Below are 20,515 nucleotides of genomic sequence, written 5' to 3'. Positions count from 1 at the left end.
GGGGGTTCTTATAATATGACAATGAAAACAGATTACATTATTAGCCAAACAGAAAAGTATGGTGCGAAAAATTATCATCCACTTCCTATCGTGATTTCTGAAGCAAAAGGTGTTTGGGTGAAAGACCTTGAAGGGAATCGATACATGGATATGCTCAGTGCCTATTCTGCGGTTAATCAAGGGCATTGTCATCCTAAAGTCATTCAGGCATTAACGAATCAGGCTAGTCGTGTTACATTAACATCGCGTGCATTTCATCATGATCAGCTTGGTCTATGGTATGAAAAGATAAGTAATATAACAAAAAAAGACATGGTTTTACCGATGAATACTGGCGCAGAAGCAGTAGAAACTGCGGTGAAAGCCGCTCGACGTTGGGCTTATGAGACAAAAGGAATTGCTGAAAATAAAGCGGAAATTATTGCTTGTGAAGGTAATTTCCACGGTCGAACAATGACAGCTGTATCCCTATCTTCTGAAGAGGAATATAAGCGAGGATTCGGTCCTATGCTCCCAGGTATCAAATCGGTCGCTTACGGGGATATAGATGCTCTAAAGCTTGCGATTACATCTGAAACAGCTGCTTTTATCATTGAACCTATTCAAGGGGAAGCAGGAATAATTATCCCTCCCAAAGGGTATATAAAAGCAGCATTCGACCTGTGCAAGGAAAGTAATGTATTATTTCTTGCCGATGAGATTCAATCGGGACTTGGCAGAACAGGGAAAATGTTCGCTAGTGATTGGGAAAATGTTGTACCTGATATGTACATTTTAGGGAAAGCCCTTGGTGCGGGAATTTTTCCAATATCATGTGTTGCTGCAAATCGAAATATACTTGGGGTCTTTAATCCTGGCTCACACGGTTCTACATTTGGTGGCAATCCACTTGCGTGTGCCGTATCAATCGCTGCACTTGAAGTTATTGAAAATGAAAAGTTAACTGAGCGTTCGCTTGAATTAGGACATTATTTTATGTCAAAATTAAAAGAGATAGATCATCAGTCGATAAAAGAAGTAAGGGGAAAAGGATTATTTATCGGAGTTGAATTATTTGAAGATGCCCGTAAATATTGCGAAGCACTTATGAATGAGGGAATTTTGTGTAAAGAAACGCACGATACAGTAATTCGTTTATCTCCACCGCTTATTATTACAAAAAAAGAATTGGATTGGGCTTTTGAACGTATTAATAAACTATTCTCATGATGCTATAATAAATTTGATTACAAAATAAAGAGGCGAAAAACGATGGCAGAAAATCTAAACTTATTCACATCAACACAAGAGGTTATTAAAGATGGCCTTAACAAGCTTGGGTTTGGCGAAGAGATGTATGAGCTATTGAAAGAACCGTTAAGAATGCTTACAGTTCGTATTCCTGTAAGAATGGATGATGGTTCTGTAAAAGTATATACTGGTTTTCGTGCACAGCACAATGATTCTGTTGGTCCTACAAAAGGGGGAGTTCGTTATCACCCTGAAGTAACAGAAGAAGAGGTAAAGGCGATGTCCATGTGGATGAGTATTAAATGTGGAATCGTTAATCTTCCTTATGGTGGTGGAAAAGGCGGTATTATCTGTGATCCTCGGACAATGTCTATGGGAGAAGTCGAACGACTTAGTCGTGGCTATGTAAGGGCGATTAGCCAGTTCGTCGGGCCAACTAAAGATATCCCAGCTCCCGATGTATATACGAACTCACAAATAATGGCTTGGATGATGGATGAGTACAGTCGTCTTCGAGAAAATGATTCCCCTGGTTTTATTACTGGTAAGCCGATTGTGCTTGGAGGATCTCAAGGACGGGAAAAAGCAACAGCTCAAGGTGTGACCATTTGTATTGAAGAGGCAGCAAAAAAACGTGGACTTAATCTAAAAGATGCAAGAATTGTTATTCAAGGATTTGGAAATGCGGGGAGCTTCCTTTCGAAATTTTTGTATGATGCGGGAGCGAAAATTGTAGGTATCTCTGACGCATATGGAGCACTTCATGATCCTGATGGCCTAGACATTGACTATTTGCTTGATCGTCGTGACAGTTTCGGTACTGTCACAACATTATTTGAAAATACAATTACAAATAAGGAATTATTTGAACTTGATTGCGATATTATTGTGCCAGCTGCAGTTTCAAATCAAATTACAGCTGAAAATGCACCGAACATAAAAGCATCGATTGTAGTAGAAGCGGCTAATGGTCCAACGACAGAGGAAGCTACGAAGATATTAACAGATCGCGGCATACTATTAGTACCCGATGTATTAGCAAGTGCTGGTGGAGTGACGGTTTCCTATTTCGAATGGGTGCAAAACAACCAAGGTTATTATTGGACAGAAGAAGAAGTAAATGAAAAACTACAAGAAAAACTTGTAACTGCCTTCGAAAACGTTTATAAAACAGCAGAAAGTCGTAGAATAAACATGCGCCTCGCAGCATATATGGTAGGCATGAGAAATGTAGCCGAAGCATCAAGATTCAGAGGCTGGGTGTAAAGAAAAGCGGAAGGTGCCTGTTAAGCGACGTACAAACTTTTAGGGATTCTGACGAGATAAAGGAAACACGAAGAGCGTAAGCGATTCGATGTTGACTTATCGTTGGCAGAATCGTAAAGTTTGCAGCTAGACAGTAAGGAACAACGTTTAGAATGCCACGTCATGAGGTAACGCTGTTATGACTTACATCCTACGAGTCCATATTGCCGATGTCATTATTTGTTTTGATGTCGGCAATTTATATTTGAGATTAAAAATGCATGATTTCTTGTAAATTTTCAATATTTCCGCTAAAGTACAATTTAGATGATTGATGAAAAGATCTCTAAATATCGCTCAGGGAGGTTATTAGATGGGACATATTAAATTTGATTATTCAAAAGCATTAACATTTTTTGAAGAACATGAAATTACATACTTGCAAGGTGCGGTGGAAACGGCGCACAAGCAACTTCACGAACAAACGGGTGCGGGAAGTGATTATCTCGGGTGGATTGATCTACCTGTAGACTATGATCGCGATGAATTTTCACGGATTCAGAGAGCAGCAGAAAAAATTAAGTCTGATAGCGACGTATTACTCGTTATTGGGATTGGTGGTTCTTACTTAGGAGCACGTGCTGCACTTGAAATGTTGAACCACAGTTTCTATAATGCAGTTTCTAAGGAACAACGTAAGGCACCGCAAATTATTTTTGTGGGAAATAATATTAGTTCAACATATATGACTGATGTATTAGATTTACTTAATGACAAAGATTTTTCGATTAATGTTATTTCCAAATCAGGAACAACTACAGAGCCAGCACTAGCTTTCCGTATTTTCCGAAAACTACTTGAGGAAAAGTATGGTAGTGAAGAAGCGAAAGCACGTATCTTTGCTACAACGGATCAGGAAAAGGGTGCGCTTAAAACATTATCAAATGAAGAGGGCTATGAAACATTCGTCATTCCAGATGATGTCGGTGGACGTTATTCCGTTCTTACAGCGGTTGGTTTACTTCCAATTGCAGTTAGTGGTGTTGCAATAGAAGATATGATGAAGGGTGCCGCTGATGCGCGTGAGGAATTCAGTACTGCAGACCTTGAGAGTAATATTGCCTATCAATACGCAGCGATCCGTAATGTATTATATAACAAAGGAAAGACAATCGAAATGCTCATTAATTATGAGCCTGGTTTGCAATATTTTTCTGAATGGTGGAAACAGCTTTTCGGGGAAAGTGAAGGGAAAGACCAAAAAGGAATATTCCCAGCATCAGCAAACTTTTCAACAGATCTTCATTCAATGGGACAATATGTACAAGAAGGTCGTCGGGATCTATTTGAAACAGTTATCAAAGTTCGAACGTCACGCCATGAGCTAATCATTGAAAGTGAAGCTGGAGATCTTGATGGCCTCAATTATCTAGAAGGAAAAACAGTTGAATTTGTAAACGACAAAGCTTTCGAAGGGACATTGCTGGCGCATACAGATGGAGATGTTCCGAATCTTGTTGTTGAGATTCCGGCAATGGATGCATACACATTCGGTTATCTAGTTTACTTTTTTGAAAAAGCATGTGCTTTGAGTGGCTACTTACTAGGAGTAAATCCATTTGATCAACCAGGAGTAGAAGCATACAAAGTAAATATGTTCGCTTTATTAGGTAAGCCAGGATTTGAAGAGAAAAAAGCTGAGTTGGAAAAGAGATTATAATTAATAATTTTTTAATGGAACCTTCGAAATTATTCCGAAGGTTCCTTTTGTTTTATTTAAAAATAACAATAAACAGTTTTTTTACTTATTTATTTGAGCAATTATTAAGTATTAAAGGGCTTTTCAATGTTGAAAAGCCCTTTAAATATTTATTAAGGTAAGCGAATCGCTTTGATTTCCCGACAATCTACAATAACTTCAGCAGATCCTTGTGTAAATGTTGCGCAACAAGTTCTTCTGTCAAAACGGCGGAATGTTACAGTGGCAAAATTATTTAAGCCTGTAGTTGTAATATCGATTGTAGTACCAGTTGATAGCTTCTTCAGCTGGTGACAAACACATCCTTTGCAACGTCCGTGATCCCGCTCACCTTTTTCACAACCACAATCCCGATCCCGATCACGATCCCGATCCCGATCCCGATCGCTACTTTCGCAACCACAATCCCGATCATGTTCACTACTTTCACAGTCCCAATCTCGGTCGCGCTCGCAATCACAAAATGATCTTTTTCTTCTTTTACGTCTTTTGCCGAAATCTTCTGATTCCACTCTATCGTCATCTTCATGCCACATACAATTATCGCTCCTTAAATATATATTAAAAGCCATTGGCCTTTGTTAATAACATATTGAAGAATGACTAGAATTGATTGGACAGACAGTCTGGTGAATTTGCCCATTTTTGATTAAGGACAGAGATAAGAAAGTGTTCTTTTTCGTAAAGAATCCTTTCTTGTTCTGAAGCAACATCAATTAGTTATATTTCATGGAGAATGTTTATACAATAGAATACTCAATTGGCCTAGTCTCTCTGAATATCCCAAAAACGAGAACAGCAAAAACCATCTCTATCTCGTCTTCTTCTCACGTCGTCAGTCACGCTGTCTTCGTTAGGTACCTTCTACAAAATCGGAAGACTCGTCTTCAAACTACATACATTCATCGCTCCTTCAAAATGTATTTATATTTGCCCGGCCTTAATACATAACATATTGAAAAAAATGAGTTTGAATGGACAGACAGTCTGATAAAAACAAACATTTATAGTGAGATTAATTTTTTACTTTTTTCAAAAAAGCTGTAAGTATGAATTCATTAGCAAGATAATAGAGTATGGTACAATAAATAAATTGATATATATTATTTAACCTTGTAGAAAAGGTCTTAGAAAGAAGGAAAAAGGAATGGAATTAGCCTCAATACTAGGAATTACTGTCTCTTCAGCAGCGATGATTGCATTGTTAAAAATTATTGCTATCGATGTTATTTTATCTGGTGACAATGCCATCGTCATTGCAATGGCAACACGTAACTTGCCGAAAGAGCAGCAAAACAAAGCAATCGTGTGGGGAACTGCTGGAGCAGTGGTTCTGCGCATTCTATTTGCGGTCATAATCGTTTGGCTATTAAAAATTCCATTTGTTGATATTGCTGGAGGATTGCTGCTTTTATTCATTGCTTATAAGGTACTTGTTGGTGATGAAGAAGATGCACACATATCGGCTCATACTGGCTTGATGAAAGCAATTGGAACAATCATTTTAGCAGATGTAGTCATGAGTCTAGATAATGTTGTGGCTGTTGCGGGAGCGGCAAATGGCCATATTACAATGATTGCGATTGGAGTCGCTATAAGCATTCCGATTATGATTTTCGGTTCGAAATTTATTGTAATGGCGATGAATAAATATAATTGGATCGGGTATGTTGGCTCGGGCATTCTTGCTTGGACGGCAGGAGGCATGATTTTAAGAGACGAGCAGTTAGTCGACTTTTTAGGTATCACTTCTGGAGTAGTTACTTATACAATTATCATTCTAATCACCATACTCGTTTTAGGAGCTGGCTATTTAGCTAAAAAAAAAGCAATATCTAAAAGGAAGGTAAAACAATATAGTTAATTATAAAGTTGGAGATATGAACACAGTTGTATGTAAATTCTAAGGGCCCATCTGGGTCCTTTTTGTGTATTAAGAAATATTAAATTTACTGCTGATATGAATAATTATTAGTGGATATTGTAATGAAGAAAGCTAATCAAGTTACTCCTCAGCATATTCGACTTTTTTGTAAATGGATGGGGGCAATGCCGTTACCATGAGGACAAGGAGGTCATAAAATAATTAAAGGAGATGATCAAATGTTTGAAATATATGATGTGGTGTTGATTCCATTTATATTAGGATTGGTAGAACTATTTAAAAAGGCAGGAGTAAATAATAAGGTATTACCATTTATTGCCATTGGAATCGGTATCGTGATTGGTATTTTCTATGTTACTGAGTTTGATATAAAGCAAGGGATTTTAGTCGGTACAATGCTGGGACTCTCAGCGAGTGGGCTATACAGTGGGACAAAAAATACGATGAATAAATGATAGACCATCACTCTTATTAAAAAACTCGGCTGTGAGTTACTAGAGGATTTTCAAAAAGTCACCAAATGATTAACGGCGAATTTCTTCGTTGCTCGGTTTTTCCAGTTCTCATGTATGAAAAGCATACGCTCCGATCCTCAAAACCTTCTCGCCTCGAATTATTTGTTTCTAATTAGGGACCTCTTTGAACACGGACTACTAGTGAAAAATGTTGGTTTTCACCAGACGGATTGTCCAATCAATGAAGTGTACTCATCAATATATTATTTATTAAGGTCGGCCGGCTTAAAAAATAATAAGGAGCGATGAACATGTGTTTTGAAAATGATTTTGAAGATCGGAGAAGAAGACGGGTAAGATTGATTTGTGAATGTCGAGAAGTCAGAGGCGAGCGTGATCGTCATTGTGATTGGGACAGAGACCGAGACCGAGACCGAGATTTTGAGTGTAGATGTAGAGAGCGTAGAAACGATCGTTATTAATAAAAGTGCGCATGTATTTTAGTCAATTAGGGGATGGCCCGGTGTTGACCGGGCTTGATCCTTTTTTGGGTTAATAATAAGAAAAAACATATAGGATTATATAGCCTCTATAGACACTTTTTTTGAAAACTCACTTTTATTTCCCTGAAGTACTTGACCCACAGGAATTTCAACGTGTATTATAACACTATTAAGTGTGGTTATATTAGAAGAGTTAAATAAAATAGAATCTAAGGTAAATAGGATAAACGTATATTTGAAGTAGGTGTTCGTTAAATATCCATGCCTGTTTAAGGCTACTTATTTAAAAATCATTTGCCAAGGAACAAAATTACGTTTAAGTCATCAGATGACCTTATGATATGATTTATATAGAGAACATATATGAAGGGAGGATGAAGGGTGGAAAATAGACGCATTCAAACGAAAAAAATCTATGAAGAAGTAACAGATGCACTTATTAACATGATAAAAACGGCTGAATTGAAGCCAGGAGATAAATTAGATTCTGTAGAGCAGCTATCAGAAATTTTTCATGTAAGTCGTTCTGCAGTTAGGGAGGCCCTTAGTGGTTTGCGGGCAATGGGGCTAGTTGTTATGCGCCAAGGAGAAGGTACATTTGTTACGAATTTCAAAGCATCAAACTTTTCTTTACCTGTCACCGCGGGGTTATTAATGAAAAAGGAAGATATAAAGGAATTATATGAAGTACGTAAAATACTTGAGGTAGGTACTGCGAGTTCTGCAGCAATTCATCACAAAATAGAGGATTTAATTCCACTAAGGGACGCAATCGAAGAAATGAAGAGCTTAAAGAAGATAGATGGAGTTGGTGAAGATGCGGATTTGCGTTTTCATATGGCTATCGCTCGCGCCACACATAATCAAATTCTCATTCATTTAATGCGTTCGGTTTCAGAAATAATGGTTAATGTATTACGAGAAACTAGAGAAGTATTAATCTATTCGGAAAAAAAAGCGGCACAATTAATTAAAGAACATCAATTGATCTATGATGCGATAAAAGGTAGGCAGTCAGAAAAGGCGCAAAAATATATGTTAGAACATTTAGTTAATGTTGAAAAATCATTGGAAAAGTATATGGATTTTAAAATTAAGTGAGGTGAAGATGATGAAAGTTTCTTTATTTATTACGTGTATGTGTGATATTTTTTCATCTAATGTTGGAAAAGACACAGTAGAAATTTTGGAACGAGTAGGGTGTGAAGTTGATTTTCCGGATGCACAAACATGTTGTGGTCAACCAGCTTACAATAGTGGGTACTTAAAGAATACGAAAGAAACAATGAAACATATGATAAAGGTTTTTCGGGATTCACAATATGTTGTTGGTCCATCAGGCTCCTGCGTTGCGATGTTGCGAGAATATGAACATATATTTCGTGGTGATGCGGAATGGGAAGAAGAAGCAAAAAGTTTGGCTGCTAAATCCTATGAGCTGACACAATTTCTTGTTGAAGTATTAGGAGTTGTCGATGTCGGCTCTACTTTTAAAGGGAGAGTAACATATCACCCATCATGCCATATGACTCGACTATTAGGTGTGAAGGATGCACCTGTAAAACTTCTAGAACATGTAAATGGTGTTGAACTTATTACACTTCCACAAGGGGAAGATTGTTGTGGTTTTGGTGGAACTTTTTCTGTTAAAAATTCTGTCATATCTGGTGGTATGGTACAAGAAAAGGTGGATCATGTAGTGGAAACCAATGCGGAATATTTAGTTGGTGGAGATATGGCCTGTTTAATGAATATAGGTGGGCGATTATCGAGAGAAGGACGAAATGTAAAAGTAATCCATCTAGCTGAAATATTAAACCATCGCTAACCGAAGGAGAGAATAAGATGAGTATACGTATTGGCAATGGTTCATTTGATAACCGTGTGCAAGAAGGAATGGCAAATGATTTCATGCTGAACTCAGTTGCCTCAGCTCAAGGTCGTTTCAGAAGTGGCCGAATGAATGCGGCCGAAGAATTAGGCAATTGGGAAGACTGGCGTTCATTAGGTGAAGAAATTCGTACACATACGCTACAACATATTGATTATTATTTACAGCAATTAAGTGATCAAGTATCTAAACGTGGCGGTCATGTATTTTTTGCTGAAACAGCAGAAGATGCGAATGAATATATTAAAGAAGTTGTAAAGAGAAAAAACGGAAAAAAGATTGTTAAGTCTAAATCGATGGTTACCGAAGAAATTGGCTTAAACAAAGCGTTGCAAGAAGTTGGTTCGGAAGTAATTGAAACAGACTTAGGTGAATGGATTTTACAACTGGATGAGGACGTACCCTCACATATTGTAACACCTGCATTGCACTTAAATAGGGATCAAATAAAACAAACCTTTACTGATAAAAGAGGTTATAATAAATCCAATTCTCCAGAGGAGTTGGCATTATTCGCGCGTGAGCAATTACGAAAAGACTTTTTATCTGCCGATATAGGCATTACTGGATGTAATTTTGCTGTAGCGGAGTCAGGTGCGATCACGCTTGTAACAAATGAAGGAAATGCTCGTCTTGCAACTTCCTTACCAGATACGCAAATTTCAGTTATGGGTATGGAGAGAATCGTTCCTACATGGGAAGAACTTGATATTTTAGTTAGTTTACTTACAAGATCAGCTGTTGGTAAAAAATTAACGAGTTATATAACCGCAATTACAGGAACGCGTTTAGAAGATGAGATTGATGGACCTGAAGAGTATCATTTAGTCATCGTTGATAATGGTCGCTCTAAAATATTGGGAACGGAATTCCAATCGGCACTGCATTGTATTCGTTGTGCTGCATGTATTAATGTATGTCCTGTATATCGACATATAGGTGGGCATGCATACGGTTCGATTTATCCTGGACCAATAGGTGCGGTACTCACCCCTTTGCTAGATGGATATGAAAATCATAAAGAATTGCCATATGCATCTACCTTATGTGCTGCTTGTACAGATGTATGTCCAGTGAAAATTCCACTCCATGAACAATTAATTCGCCATCGACAAATAATAGTCGAAAAGGAAAATATGGCTCCAACAGGGGAAAAACTAGCGATGAATGGTTTTGTTAAGTGGTCGACAAATCCTGCGGCATATAAATTAAGCGCGAAATTAGCTCGTACGGCATTAAAACCGTGGACGAAGGACGAAAAAGTGTCAAATGGACCAGGCCCTTTAAAAGGCTGGACGTCATCGCGTGATTTTCCCGCTCCAAGTAAACAATCTTTTCGCTCTTGGTTTAAAGAACATCGAAAAGGGGATAAATCACTATGACCATTCAAAATCGAGATAGATTTTTAGACAACTTAGCCAAAAGCCTCGGGAGACCCCGTCTTACAGAAGGAGTAAAGCGGCCGAAATGGAGTTTGAGTCCACAGTTGGATGTGTATGAGGGCTATTCAACAGATCAATTAGTCGATGTATTAGAAAAGCAATGTGAAACAATTCATACTACTTTTAAACGGACAGATAAAGTTGGGCTGTGTGAAATAATGAAGGAAGTAATTAAAGACCATATTGGAAGGGTAGTAATTGCCGCAAACGATCATCGCAATGTTGAATATGGATTAAACGATGTATATGAAGAACTTAAAAATGATGGTGTTGATGTATGGATTTGGGATTCGGCTAAGGAAAAAGAAAATCAGGTATTTGCCGAAAGAGCGGACATTGGAATTACTTTTAGTGATATCACATTGGCGGAATCTGGTACATTAACATTGTTTAATGATAAAAATAACGGTCGTACAATTAGTTTATTACCAAGGGTTCATATTGCGATTATACCAAAAAGTACACTCGTCCCACGGATAACGCAAGCGGTAAAACAAATTCATGAAGCGAATGAACAAGGTCGAGAAGTTTCATCATGTGTCAGTTTTATATCTGGACCTAGTAACAGTGCGGACATTGAAATGAATCTGATTGTCGGTGTACATGGTCCTGTTCAAGCTACCTATATTGTTGTTGATGATTGAAAGAGATTAATTATGTCCAATAATCCTCCGAGAAATAGACTGCATTTAGGGGACCATCTCATGTGGTGGAATTCTTATATATTCATTGGAAAAGGCATGTGCGGTGGATCCGGACATGCCGCAATACGGTTTACTGACAAGTTACAGGAGCCAAGTAACTAATAGCACTATAACCCCGAGCGTGATGGAACTCCAGGCTAAAGTTTTTTGAGGGGAAGTAAGACTGATAAGTCCTAAAACCAGTGCACTTCCGCCTAACCAGAACGGAGCATAGAAGAAGCCTAAAACAGCTAAAATAATTCCTAGCCAACCAATCCAAAAACCTAATGATGCTTTCAAGTCAAGGACCTCCTTCCTATATAAATTGGAATAACAATTTATTAGACAGGTGATTGTGATGTTCTTACAGTGTATTATATGCAAGATAATGACATTTGGAATTATCAAATAATCATTTATTTTTAGACAAAAAGATGATGTTTATAATAATGTTTTATGAAAAATAAAAAAAGAACTCTTGTATATACAAGAGTTCTAGTTTATGGAGACTAGCGGGATCGAACCGCTGACCTTTTGGCTGCCAGCCAAACGCTCTCCCAGCTGAGCTAAGCCCCCCAGTTCAAAATGAGCTATATTCACTATTATAGTAAGATTAAAAAATAATGCAAGAAGAATTTTTTAATGCGTATTCAAAAAGGTGCAAAATTAGAACCAAGAAGTACGTACCTATGCCAACGAAAAAAATCGTGATTTATCTTTTGGTGCCTTTTGAAACCTCTTTTTTAACTAATTATCTCAATTCGTTGAACATCATCAATTTTTGAAATGGAATAATAAATTTCGGTTACTGATCTTTTGGCGCTTACTCTCGTCTTAAGCTCTAACGTGTGAGCAGTTTCTTCGCGTAAATCTTTAATGCGTGTATGTGTGACAATAATTTTCTCTTCCGTCAACTTTTTCAGCACTGTTTCTAAGCTTTCTGGTTTACTAACTGTAATCTTTATAATTAAATCATTTTTCAATAGTTTAGTGGGTCCAAGTTTTGCTAAGGCAAATGGAATCAATTCAACGCTTATTATAAGTAAGACCACACCCGCAGTTGCTTCTATAAAAAAACCAGCGCCAACTGCAATCCCGATCCCAGCGGCTCCCCATATTAAGGCAGCTGTAGTAAGACCGGAAATATGATCATTACCTCTTCGTAGAATAACACCCGCGCCAAGAAAACCAATACCGGAAACTATTTGAGCAGCAAGGCGCAAAGGATCCATTTGAATACGTATGTCATCGTTACCCGGGAATATATAAGCTGCTTCTATAGAAACAATTGTTAATAAGCAACTAATAATTGAAATGACTAGACTTGTTTTTAAGCCCAACGGTTTTCTTTTCAATTCACGTTCAAGTCCTATAACTAAACCGAGCAAAGCAGAAACTCCCAATTTTAATAAAAGACTGTAGTCTACTATCTCCAAGTGTGTACACTTCCTTTACGAATATTTACAAACTAATATGGATTATAATGAAAGTTAAAGTTAGAATAATTTTAGCATACATATGTAATTTCATAGTAAAGGAGCCGAGAATGAATACACCTAAGATCAATCCATATATTGTTTTAACGATTGGCGTATTATCCGTCTCTACATCCGCGATATTTGTAAAGCTTTCTACTGCGGAGGCCGGAGTTATCGCTTTTTATCGCATGTTTTTCAGTGTTTTAATTATGTTACCATTTTTATCCCGGAGGTACCTATATGAACTTCGGACAATAACTAAAAAGGATTGGCTTTTTACAATTATAGCAGGTATATTTTTAGCATTTCATTTTATACTTTGGTTTGAATCTTTAAATTATACATCAGTCGCAAGTTCCACAGTTCTAGTGACACTTCAACCACTTTTCGCTTTTATCGGTACGTTTATTTTCTTTAAAGAAAAGTTTTCTGCCAAAGCAGTAATTTGTGCAATAGTAGCGGTAGTTGGTAGTGTTGTTATCAGTTGGGGAGACTTCAGAATAAGTGGAATGGCTTTATATGGTGACTTTTTAGCTTTGATTGCATGCGCGTTAATAACTGCCTACCTTTTATTTGGACAAACTGTAAGGCAGAGATTATCACTTATTGTCTACACTTTTCTTGTTTATTTAATTAGTTCCATCGTTTTATTCCTATATGTAATAGTTATGGGGGATACATTATTTCCCTATCCATCATCTGACTGGATATATTTTTTATTACTTGCTATTGTTCCTACTTTATTTGGACATACACTTTTTAACTGGTCCGTAAAATGGTTAAGTACTTCGACTATATCAATGGCAATATTATTTGAACCTGTTGGTGCAGCATTACTAGCTTTTTATATATTGGATGAAAATATCCTAGGGACACAGATAATTGGTGGGTTAATCATAATAATTAGTGTATCTTTATTTTTATATAATGATAGAAGACTTAAAACAATTGACCAAAAGATTAACGAGTTAACACATTTAAATAAATAAATAACAGAGACCTGAAAATACAAAAGCCATGCTAGAAGAGAAGATAAATGTTCCGCCAAAAACCTTTTCTTCTGCATTGGATATTCGAAGTGCTTCTATATATGAGTAAGAAAATAAATAAACCGTCATAATTAGGGTAATGATGAATGCAGTAGTTGTTAGCATGTAGGTGAAACACCTTCCTTTAATAATATTCATTTGTTACTATGTATGTAGCCGGACGGTTAAACATGAATAGTTGATTATTTTAAAAAACTTTTTGCGAAAAAGGCTTGCAGGATTTTTTTATCCATGTTATATTATTAATCGTCCGCAAGACGTATAAAACATATTTCGAACCAAGTTATCAAATAGTTTTAAAAAAACAGTTGACTACTTAGAAGAAAAATGTTAAATTATAAAAGTCGCTAAGAAAGAGTGCGAACAAGTTTGATCTTTGAAAACTGAACGAAACAAAACGTCAAAAAGTAATACATGTAAGACCAGCAAATGAGCTACAAACACTTTAACGAGAGTTTGATCCTGGCTCAGGACGAACGCTGGCGGCGTGCCTAATACATGCAAGTCGAGCGAATGGAAGGGAGCTTGCTCCCGGAAGTTAGCGGCGGACGGGTGAGTAACACGTGGGCAACCTGCCTGTAAGACTGGGATAACTTCGGGAAACCGGAGCTAATACCGGATAATTTCTTTCTTCTCATGGAGGAAGGTTAAAAGATGGCTTCGGCTATCACTTACAGATGGGCCCGCGGCGCATTAGCTAGTTGGTGAGATAACGGCTCACCAAGGCAACGATGCGTAGCCGACCTGAGAGGGTGATCGGCCACACTGGGACTGAGACACGGCCCAGACTCCTACGGGAGGCAGCAGTAGGGAATCTTCCGCAATGGACGAAAGTCTGACGGAGCAACGCCGCGTGAGTGATGAAGGTTTTCGGATCGTAAAACTCTGTTGTCAGGGAAGAACAAGTATCGGAGTAACTGCCGGTACCTTGACGGTACCTGACCAGAAAGCCACGGCTAACTACGTGCCAGCAGCCGCGGTAATACGTAGGTGGCAAGCGTTGTCCGGAATTATTGGGCGTAAAGCGCGCGCAGGCGGTCCTTTAAGTCTGATGTGAAAGCCCACGGCTCAACCGTGGAAGGTCATTGGAAACTGGGGGACTTGAGTGCAGAAGAGAAGAGCGGAATTCCACGTGTAGCGGTGAAATGCGTAGAGATGTGGAGGAACACCAGTGGCGAAGGCGGCTCTTTGGTCTGTAACTGACGCTGAGGCGCGAAAGCGTGGGGAGCAAACAGGATTAGATACCCTGGTAGTCCACGCCGTAAACGATGAGTGCTAAGTGTTAGAGGGTTTCCGCCCTTTAGTGCTGCAGTTAACGCATTAAGCACTCCGCCTGGGGAGTACGGCCGCAAGGCTGAAACTCAAAGGAATTGACGGGGGCCCGCACAAGCGGTGGAGCATGTGGTTTAATTCGAAGCAACGCGAAGAACCTTACCAGGTCTTGACATCCTCTGACCACCCTAGAGATAGGGATTTCCCCTTCGGGGGACAGAGTGACAGGTGGTGCATGGTTGTCGTCAGCTCGTGTCGTGAGATGTTGGGTTAAGTCCCGCAACGAGCGCAACCCTTAATCTTAGTTGCCAGCATTCAGTTGGGCACTCTAAGGTGACTGCCGGTGACAAACCGGAGGAAGGTGGGGATGACGTCAAATCATCATGCCCCTTATGACCTGGGCTACACACGTGCTACAATGGATGGTACAAAGGGTTGCAAGACCGCGAGGTTTAGCTAATCCCATAAAACCATTCTCAGTTCGGATTGCAGGCTGCAACTCGCCTGCATGAAGCCGGAATCGCTAGTAATCGTGGATCAGCATGCCACGGTGAATACGTTCCCGGGCCTTGTACACACCGCCCGTCACACCACGAGAGTTTGTAACACCCGAAGTCGGTGGGGTAACCCTTACGGGAGCCAGCCGCCGAAGGTGGGACAGATGATTGGGGTGAAGTCGTAACAAGGTAGCCGTATCGGAAGGTGCGGCTGGATCACCTCCTTTCTAAGGAAACTGTTGGCCGCGGTGCCAACATAAACAGACGTTTTTGTTTCGTTCAGTTTTGAGAGGTTAAACTCTCTTATTATTCGTTCTTTGAAAACCAGATAAAATGAGAAGCAATAAACCGAGAAACATCACCTTATGGATTGTATCCGTAAGTATGTATGACCTTTTTAAATATTGGGTGAAAAGAAGCAAGCAGTTCGAGGAAGCGACTGAGCGACCACCGCAGCGTATGCAATACGTGAGGATGGGAGTGAGGGAAGCTGACGAAGAAATGCGCCGCTTATTTTCGACCAAATGATTAAGTTAGAAAGGGCGCATGGTGGATGCCTTGGCACTAGGAGCCGATGAAGGACGGGACTAACACCGATATGCTTCGGGGAGCTGTAAGCAAGCGTTATATCCGAAGATTTCCGAATGGGGAAACCCACTGCTCGTAATGGAGTAGTATCTATTTCTGAATACATAGGAAATAGAAGGCAGACCCGGGGAACTGAAACATCTAAGTACCCGGAGGAAGAGAAAGAAACATCGATTCCCTGAGTAGCGGCGAGCGAAACGGGAAAAGCCCAAACCAAGAGGCTTGCCTCTTGGGGTTGTAGGACACTCTATACGGAGTTACAAAGGAACGGGGTAGACGAAGAGGCCTGGAAAGGCCCGCCAGAGAAGGTAACAGCCCTGTAATCGAAACTTCGTTCCCTCCAGAGTGGATCCTGAGTACGGCGGGACACGAGAAATCCCGTCGGAATCTGGGAGGACCATCTCCCAAGGCTAAATACTCCCTAGTGACCGATAGTGAACCAGTACCGTGAGGGAAAGGTGAAAAGCACCCCGGAAGGGGAGTGAAATAGATCCTGAAACCATGTGCCTACAAGTAGTCAGAGCGCGTTAATGCGTGATGGCGTGCCTTTTGTAGAATGAACCGGCGAGTTACGATTTCATGCAAGGTTAAGTTGAAGAGACGGAGCCGCAGCGAAAGCGAGTCTGAATAGGGCGAATAAGTATGAGGTCGTAGACCCGAAACCAGGTGATCTACCCATGTCCAGGGTGAAGGTAAGGTAACACTTACTGGAGGCCCGAACCCACGTACGTTGAAAAGTGCGGGGATGAGGTGTGGGTAGCGGTGAAATTCCAATCGAACCTGGAGATAGCTGGTTCTCTCCGAAATAGCTTTAGGGCTAGCCTCATGGTTAGAGTCTTGGAGGTAGAGCACTGTTTGGACTAGGGGCCCTCAACGGGTTACCGAATTCAGACAAACTCCGAATGCCAAAGACTTATCCATGGGAGTCAGACTGCGAGTGATAAGATCCGTAGTCGAGAGGGAAACAACCCAGACCGCCAGCTAAGGTCCCAAAGTATACGTTAAGTGGAAAAGGATGTGGAGTTGCTTAGACAACCAGGATGTTGGCTCAGAAGCAGCCATCATTTAAAGAGTGCGTAATAGCTCACTGGTCGAGTGACTCTGCGCCGAAAATGTACCGGGGCTAAACGTATCACCGAAGCTGCGGATTGACACCTCTGGTGTCAATGGTAGGAGAGCGTTCTAAGGGCTGTGAAGCTAGACCGGAAGGACTAGTGGAGCGCTTAGAAGTGAGAATGCCGGTATGAGTAGCGAAAGAAGGGTGAGAATCCCTTCCACCGAATGCCCAAGGTTTCCTGAGGAAGGCTCGTCCGCTCAGGGTTAGTCGGGGCCTAAGCCGAGGCCGAAAGGCGTAGGCGATGGATAACAGGTTGATATTCCTGTACCACCTTATTTCCGTTTGAGTAATGGGGGGACGCAGGAGGATAAGGTAAGCGCGCTGCTGGATATGCGCGTCCAAGCAGGTAGGCTGGAGTGGAGGTAAATCCTTCACTCTAAGGCTGAGCTGTGATGGCGAGGGAAATTTAGTACCGAAGTTCCTGATTCCACACTGCCAAGAAAAGCCTCTAGCGAGGAAATAGGTGCCCGTACCGCAAACCGACACAGGTAGGCGAGGAGAGAATCCTAAGGTGATCGAGAGAACTCTCGTTAAGGAACTCGGCAAAATCACCCCGTAACTTCGGGAGAAGGGGTGCTCATTTGGGTGAATAGCCCAGATGAGCCGCAGTGAATAGGCCCAGGCGACTGTTTAGCAAAAACACAGGTCTCTGCGAAGCCGCAAGGCGAAGTATAGGGGCTGACGCCTGCCCGGTGCTGGAAGGTTAAGAGGAGCGCTTAGACTTCGGTCGAAGGTGCGAATTGAAGCCCCAGTAAACGGCGGCCGTAACTATAACGGTCCTAAGGTAGCGAAATTCCTTGTCGGGTAAGTTCCGACCCGCACGAAAGGCGCAACGATCTGGGCACTGTCTCAACGAGAGACTCGGTGAAATTATAGTACCTGTGAAGATGCAGGTTACCCGCGACAGGACGGAAAGACCCCGTGGAGCTTTACTGCAGCCTGATATTGAATGTTGGTGCAGCTTGTACAGGATAGGTAGGAGCCGTAGAAACCGGAGCGCTAGCTTCGGTGGAGGCACTGGTGGGATACTACCCTTGCTGTACTGACATTCTAACCCGCAGCCGTGATCCGGCTGGGAGACAGTGTCTGGCAGGCAGTTTGACTGGGGCGGTCGCCTCCTAAAGAGTAACGGAGGCGCCCAAAGGTTCCCTCAGAATGGTTGGAAATCATTCGCAGAGTGTAAAGGCACAAGGGAGCTTGACTGCGAGACCTACAAGTCGAGCAGGGACGAAAGTCGGGCTTAGTGATCCGGTGGTTCCGCATGGAAGGGCCATCGCTCAACGGATAAAAGCTACCCCGGGGATAACAGGCTTATCTCCCCCAAGAGTTCACATCGACGGGGAGGTTTGGCACCTCGATGTCGGCTCATCGCATCCTGGGGCTGTAGTCGGTCCCAAGGGTTGGGCTGTTCGCCCATTAAAGCGGTACGCGAGCTGGGTTCAGAACGTCGTGAGACAGTTCGGTCCCTATCCGTCGTGGGCGCAGGAAATTTGAGAGGAGCTGTCCTTAGTACGAGAGGACCGGGATGGACGCACCGCTGGTGTACCAGTTGTTCCGCCAGGAGCATCGCTGGGTAGCTATGTGCGGCAGGGATAAGTGCTGAAAGCATCTAAGCATGAAGCCCCCCTCAAGATGAGATTTCCCATAGCGCAAGCTAGTAAGATCCCTGAAAGATGATCAGGTTGATAGGTCCGGCGTGGAAGTGTGGTGACACATGGAGCTGACGGATACTAATCGATCGAGGACTTAATCTAAAGTAAAAAGCGGAAGCGCCCGGGTAGCCCCGACAAGCGCAAGACAGATTGTGAGGAGGCAGATTTTCAGCCACCACAGCAAGATGGCTTGCGACCTCGAGGGGCTGGGCGCTGGAGCTAGATTCAAAAGATGTTTCACACGTTTACCTTCTCATTTATCTGGTTTTGAGAGAATGAAAATTTCTCTTGAAAAATACATAAAAAGCGTTATAATAGTAAATGTTGAGTAATTTTGTCTGGTGGCGATAGCGAAGAGGTCACACCCGTTCCCATCTCGAACACGGTAGTTAAGCTCTTCAGCGCCGATGGTAGTTGGGGGTTTCCCCCTGCAAGAGCAGGACGTTGCCAGGCAATAAAACTTAATGTTGAGTGTGAGAAAGAGTTTTATTGAGTGTACAATAGTACTTAACAAATGGATACTAAAACCACTCTAAAAAAAGAGTGGGACAATCCGTTCAAAATGGAGGATTAGCTCAGCTGGGAGAGCATCTGCCTTACAAGCAGAGGGTCGGCGGTTCGAACCCGTCATCCTCCACCATTATTTAATGCCGGCCTAGCTCAATTGGTAGAGCAACTGACTTGTAATCAGTAGGTTGGGGGTTCAAGTCCTCTGGCCGGCACCAGTAGTTACTTTTTTGAAAAATGCACATTATGTACGAGCCATTAGCTCAGTTGGTAGAGCATCTGACTTTTAATCAGAGGGTCGCAGGTTCGAATCCTGCATGGCTCACCATTTTTATGCGGGTGTGGTGGAACTGGCAGACACGCTAGACTTAGGATCTAGTGCCGCAAGGCGTGGGGGTTCGACTCCCTTCACCCGCACTTTAATTAATATCTGCTAAAAACAATTACGTCCTATAAACAATACAGAATCTAAAATGCCAATTTCAAACGCGGAAGTAGTTCAGTGGTAGAACATCACCTTGCCAAGGTGGGGGTCGCGGGTTCGAATCCCGTCTTCCGCTCCAAGTAGTGCCGGGGTGGCGGAACTGGCAGACGCACAGGACTTAAAATCCTGCGGTAGGTGACTACCGTACCGGTTCGATTCCGGTTCTCGGCACCATTGATATGCGCCCGTAGCTCAATTGGATAGAGCGTCTGACTACGGATCAGAAGGTTGTGGATTCGACTTCTGCCGGGCGCGCCATTATTTACATAATGTATCAAAGGAATTATGCGGGAAGTAGCTCAGCTTGGTAGAGCACTTGGTTTGGGACCAAGGGGTCGCAGGTTCGAATCCTGTCTTCCCGACCATTTTAAATAAGCTCAATGGGGCCTTAGCTCAGCTGGGAGAGCGCCTGCCTTGCACGCAGGAGGTCAACGGTTCGATCCCGTTAGGCTCCACCATTTTTCACAAGTAAAACTATCCTATATTGGCGGTGTAGCTCAGCTGGCTAGAGCGTACGGTTCATACCCGTGAGGTCGTGGGTTCGACTCCCTCCGCCGCTACCATATAGAGGACCTTTAGCTCAGCTGGTTAGAGCAGACGGCTCATAACCGTCCGGTCGTAGGTTCGAGTCCTACAAGGTCCACCATTACTTTTTTATAATGTACTACGGAGGAATACCCAAGTCTGGCTGAAGGGATCGGTCTTGAAAACCGACAGGGGAGTCAAATCTCGCGGGGGTTCGAATCCCTCTTCCTCCTCCATAATTAAATGTATTTAT

Annotated in this window: 15 protein-coding genes, 13 tRNA genes and 3 rRNA genes; 26 read left to right on the top strand and 5 right to left on the bottom strand. The window is 41.6% G+C overall.

Features of this window, described 5'->3' with window-relative positions; translation table 11 throughout:
• Nucleotides 1-15 precede the first annotated feature (15 nt).
• The 3 genes from MHB53_RS09745 (at nucleotide 16) to MHB53_RS09735 (ending at nucleotide 4,195) form a co-directional block, all read left to right on the top strand.
• The gene (locus tag MHB53_RS09745; protein WP_340917620.1) at nucleotides 16-1,209 is read left to right on the top strand and encodes an ornithine--oxo-acid transaminase; all 1,194 of its coding nucleotides are present in this window, start codon (nucleotides 16-18) and stop codon (nucleotides 1,207-1,209) included.
• Between the two features lie 42 nt (nucleotides 1,210-1,251).
• Nucleotides 1,252-2,496 (top strand): Glu/Leu/Phe/Val family dehydrogenase, encoded by a 1,245-nt coding sequence (locus MHB53_RS09740; protein ID WP_340917617.1) that lies wholly within the window; start codon nucleotides 1,252-1,254, stop codon nucleotides 2,494-2,496.
• A gap of 352 nt (nucleotides 2,497-2,848) precedes the next feature.
• Nucleotides 2,849-4,195 (top strand): glucose-6-phosphate isomerase, encoded by a 1,347-nt coding sequence (locus MHB53_RS09735; RefSeq protein WP_340917612.1) that lies wholly within the window; start codon nucleotides 2,849-2,851, stop codon nucleotides 4,193-4,195.
• A gap of 152 nt (nucleotides 4,196-4,347) precedes the next feature.
• Here MHB53_RS09735 and MHB53_RS09730 read toward each other — a convergent pair whose 3' ends face one another.
• Nucleotides 4,348-4,770 carry a hypothetical protein gene (locus MHB53_RS09730; protein WP_340917611.1) on the bottom strand — a complete coding sequence of 141 codons (423 nt, stop codon included), beginning with the start codon at nucleotides 4,768-4,770 and terminating at the stop codon, nucleotides 4,348-4,350.
• Between the two features lie 611 nt (nucleotides 4,771-5,381).
• Here MHB53_RS09730 and MHB53_RS09725 point away from each other — a divergent pair.
• The 7 genes from MHB53_RS09725 to MHB53_RS09695 all read left to right on the top strand — a co-directional run bounded on the left by MHB53_RS09725 (nucleotide 5,382) and on the right by MHB53_RS09695 (nucleotide 11,054).
• Nucleotides 5,382-6,098, top strand: a complete 717-nt coding sequence (locus tag MHB53_RS09725) for a TerC family protein (RefSeq protein ID WP_340917608.1) — start codon at nucleotides 5,382-5,384, stop codon at nucleotides 6,096-6,098.
• A gap of 239 nt (nucleotides 6,099-6,337) precedes the next feature.
• Entirely contained in the window at nucleotides 6,338-6,574 is a 237-nt protein-coding gene (locus MHB53_RS09720) for a hypothetical protein (RefSeq protein ID WP_340917607.1), read from the top strand.
• 311 nt (nucleotides 6,575-6,885) lie between these two features.
• On the top strand, nucleotides 6,886-7,056 hold the full coding sequence (locus tag MHB53_RS09715; protein WP_340917604.1) for a hypothetical protein: 171 nt from the start codon (nucleotides 6,886-6,888) through the stop codon (nucleotides 7,054-7,056).
• A gap of 402 nt (nucleotides 7,057-7,458) precedes the next feature.
• Nucleotides 7,459-8,178 carry a FadR/GntR family transcriptional regulator gene (locus MHB53_RS09710; RefSeq protein ID WP_340917601.1) on the top strand — a complete coding sequence of 240 codons (720 nt, stop codon included), beginning with the start codon at nucleotides 7,459-7,461 and terminating at the stop codon, nucleotides 8,176-8,178.
• A gap of 10 nt (nucleotides 8,179-8,188) precedes the next feature.
• Nucleotides 8,189-8,905 carry a (Fe-S)-binding protein gene (locus MHB53_RS09705; RefSeq protein ID WP_340924580.1) on the top strand — a complete coding sequence of 239 codons (717 nt, stop codon included), beginning with the start codon at nucleotides 8,189-8,191 and terminating at the stop codon, nucleotides 8,903-8,905.
• A gap of 17 nt (nucleotides 8,906-8,922) precedes the next feature.
• Nucleotides 8,923-10,350 (top strand): LutB/LldF family L-lactate oxidation iron-sulfur protein, encoded by a 1,428-nt coding sequence (locus tag MHB53_RS09700; RefSeq protein ID WP_340917598.1) that lies wholly within the window; start codon nucleotides 8,923-8,925, stop codon nucleotides 10,348-10,350.
• Nucleotides 10,347-11,054, top strand: coding sequence for a LutC/YkgG family protein (locus tag MHB53_RS09695; RefSeq protein WP_340917596.1), 708 nt, complete (start codon nucleotides 10,347-10,349; stop codon nucleotides 11,052-11,054). Before MHB53_RS09700 ends, MHB53_RS09695 begins: the two co-directional genes overlap by 4 nt.
• Before the next feature lie 141 nt (nucleotides 11,055-11,195).
• On the opposite strand, the gene MHB53_RS09690 is transcribed toward MHB53_RS09695, so the two are convergent.
• The 3 genes from MHB53_RS09690 to MHB53_RS09680 form a co-directional block, all read right to left on the bottom strand.
• Nucleotides 11,196-11,393 (bottom strand): hypothetical protein, encoded by a 198-nt coding sequence (locus MHB53_RS09690; RefSeq protein WP_340917593.1) that lies wholly within the window; start codon nucleotides 11,391-11,393, stop codon nucleotides 11,196-11,198.
• A gap of 203 nt (nucleotides 11,394-11,596) precedes the next feature.
• A tRNA-Ala gene (locus MHB53_RS09685) sits at nucleotides 11,597-11,669 on the bottom strand.
• Between the two features lie 167 nt (nucleotides 11,670-11,836).
• Nucleotides 11,837-12,529, bottom strand: a complete 693-nt coding sequence (locus MHB53_RS09680) for an MgtC/SapB family protein (protein ID WP_340917591.1) — start codon at nucleotides 12,527-12,529, stop codon at nucleotides 11,837-11,839.
• A gap of 110 nt (nucleotides 12,530-12,639) precedes the next feature.
• Between MHB53_RS09680 and MHB53_RS09675 the strand changes: the two genes are divergently transcribed.
• The gene (locus MHB53_RS09675; RefSeq protein ID WP_340917589.1) at nucleotides 12,640-13,560 is read left to right on the top strand and encodes a DMT family transporter; all 921 of its coding nucleotides are present in this window, start codon (nucleotides 12,640-12,642) and stop codon (nucleotides 13,558-13,560) included.
• Here the strand turns inward: MHB53_RS09675 and MHB53_RS09670 are convergent.
• Nucleotides 13,549-13,725, bottom strand: a complete 177-nt coding sequence (locus MHB53_RS09670; protein WP_340917587.1) for a hypothetical protein — start codon at nucleotides 13,723-13,725, stop codon at nucleotides 13,549-13,551. The genes MHB53_RS09675 and MHB53_RS09670 overlap by 12 nt on opposite strands.
• A gap of 339 nt (nucleotides 13,726-14,064) precedes the next feature.
• Between MHB53_RS09670 and MHB53_RS09665 the strand changes: the two genes are divergently transcribed.
• The 15 genes from MHB53_RS09665 to MHB53_RS09595 all read left to right on the top strand — a co-directional run bounded on the left by MHB53_RS09665 (nucleotide 14,065) and on the right by MHB53_RS09595 (nucleotide 20,498).
• A 16S ribosomal RNA gene (locus tag MHB53_RS09665) occupies nucleotides 14,065-15,616 on the top strand.
• Nucleotides 15,617-15,915: 299 nt separating this feature from the next.
• Nucleotides 15,916-18,848, top strand: a 23S ribosomal RNA gene (locus tag MHB53_RS09660).
• 235 nt (nucleotides 18,849-19,083) lie between these two features.
• Nucleotides 19,084-19,199, top strand: a 5S ribosomal RNA gene (gene rrf, locus MHB53_RS09655).
• Together the 16S, 23S and 5S rRNA genes with 12 tRNA genes alongside form the textbook arrangement of a ribosomal RNA operon.
• A 111-nt stretch (nucleotides 19,200-19,310) precedes the next feature.
• Nucleotides 19,311-19,386 (top strand) — tRNA-Val (locus MHB53_RS09650).
• A gap of 9 nt (nucleotides 19,387-19,395) precedes the next feature.
• Nucleotides 19,396-19,471, top strand: a tRNA-Thr gene (locus tag MHB53_RS09645).
• A gap of 34 nt (nucleotides 19,472-19,505) precedes the next feature.
• Nucleotides 19,506-19,581, top strand: a tRNA-Lys gene (locus MHB53_RS09640).
• Nucleotides 19,582-19,588: 7 nt separating this feature from the next.
• A tRNA-Leu gene (locus MHB53_RS09635) sits at nucleotides 19,589-19,670 on the top strand.
• A gap of 71 nt (nucleotides 19,671-19,741) precedes the next feature.
• Nucleotides 19,742-19,816: transfer RNA gene (locus MHB53_RS09630), tRNA-Gly, on the top strand.
• 6 nt (nucleotides 19,817-19,822) lie between these two features.
• A tRNA-Leu gene (locus MHB53_RS09625) sits at nucleotides 19,823-19,911 on the top strand.
• Nucleotides 19,912-19,918: 7 nt separating this feature from the next.
• A tRNA-Arg gene (locus MHB53_RS09620) sits at nucleotides 19,919-19,995 on the top strand.
• A gap of 30 nt (nucleotides 19,996-20,025) precedes the next feature.
• Nucleotides 20,026-20,102 (top strand) — tRNA-Pro (locus MHB53_RS09615).
• A gap of 17 nt (nucleotides 20,103-20,119) precedes the next feature.
• Nucleotides 20,120-20,195, top strand: a tRNA-Ala gene (locus MHB53_RS09610).
• A gap of 28 nt (nucleotides 20,196-20,223) precedes the next feature.
• Nucleotides 20,224-20,300, top strand: a tRNA-Met gene (locus MHB53_RS09605).
• Nucleotides 20,301-20,306: 6 nt separating this feature from the next.
• Nucleotides 20,307-20,383, top strand: a tRNA-Ile gene (locus tag MHB53_RS09600).
• A 22-nt stretch (nucleotides 20,384-20,405) separates the two neighbouring features.
• Nucleotides 20,406-20,498 (top strand) — tRNA-Ser (locus MHB53_RS09595).
• Nucleotides 20,499-20,515: the final 17 nt, after the last annotated feature.

It is taken from the genome of Bacillus sp. FSL K6-3431, assembly GCF_038002605.1.
Classification (GTDB): Bacteria; Bacillota; Bacilli; order Bacillales; family Bacillaceae_C; genus Lederbergia.
This window is presented reverse-complemented; position numbering and strand designations above follow the sequence as displayed.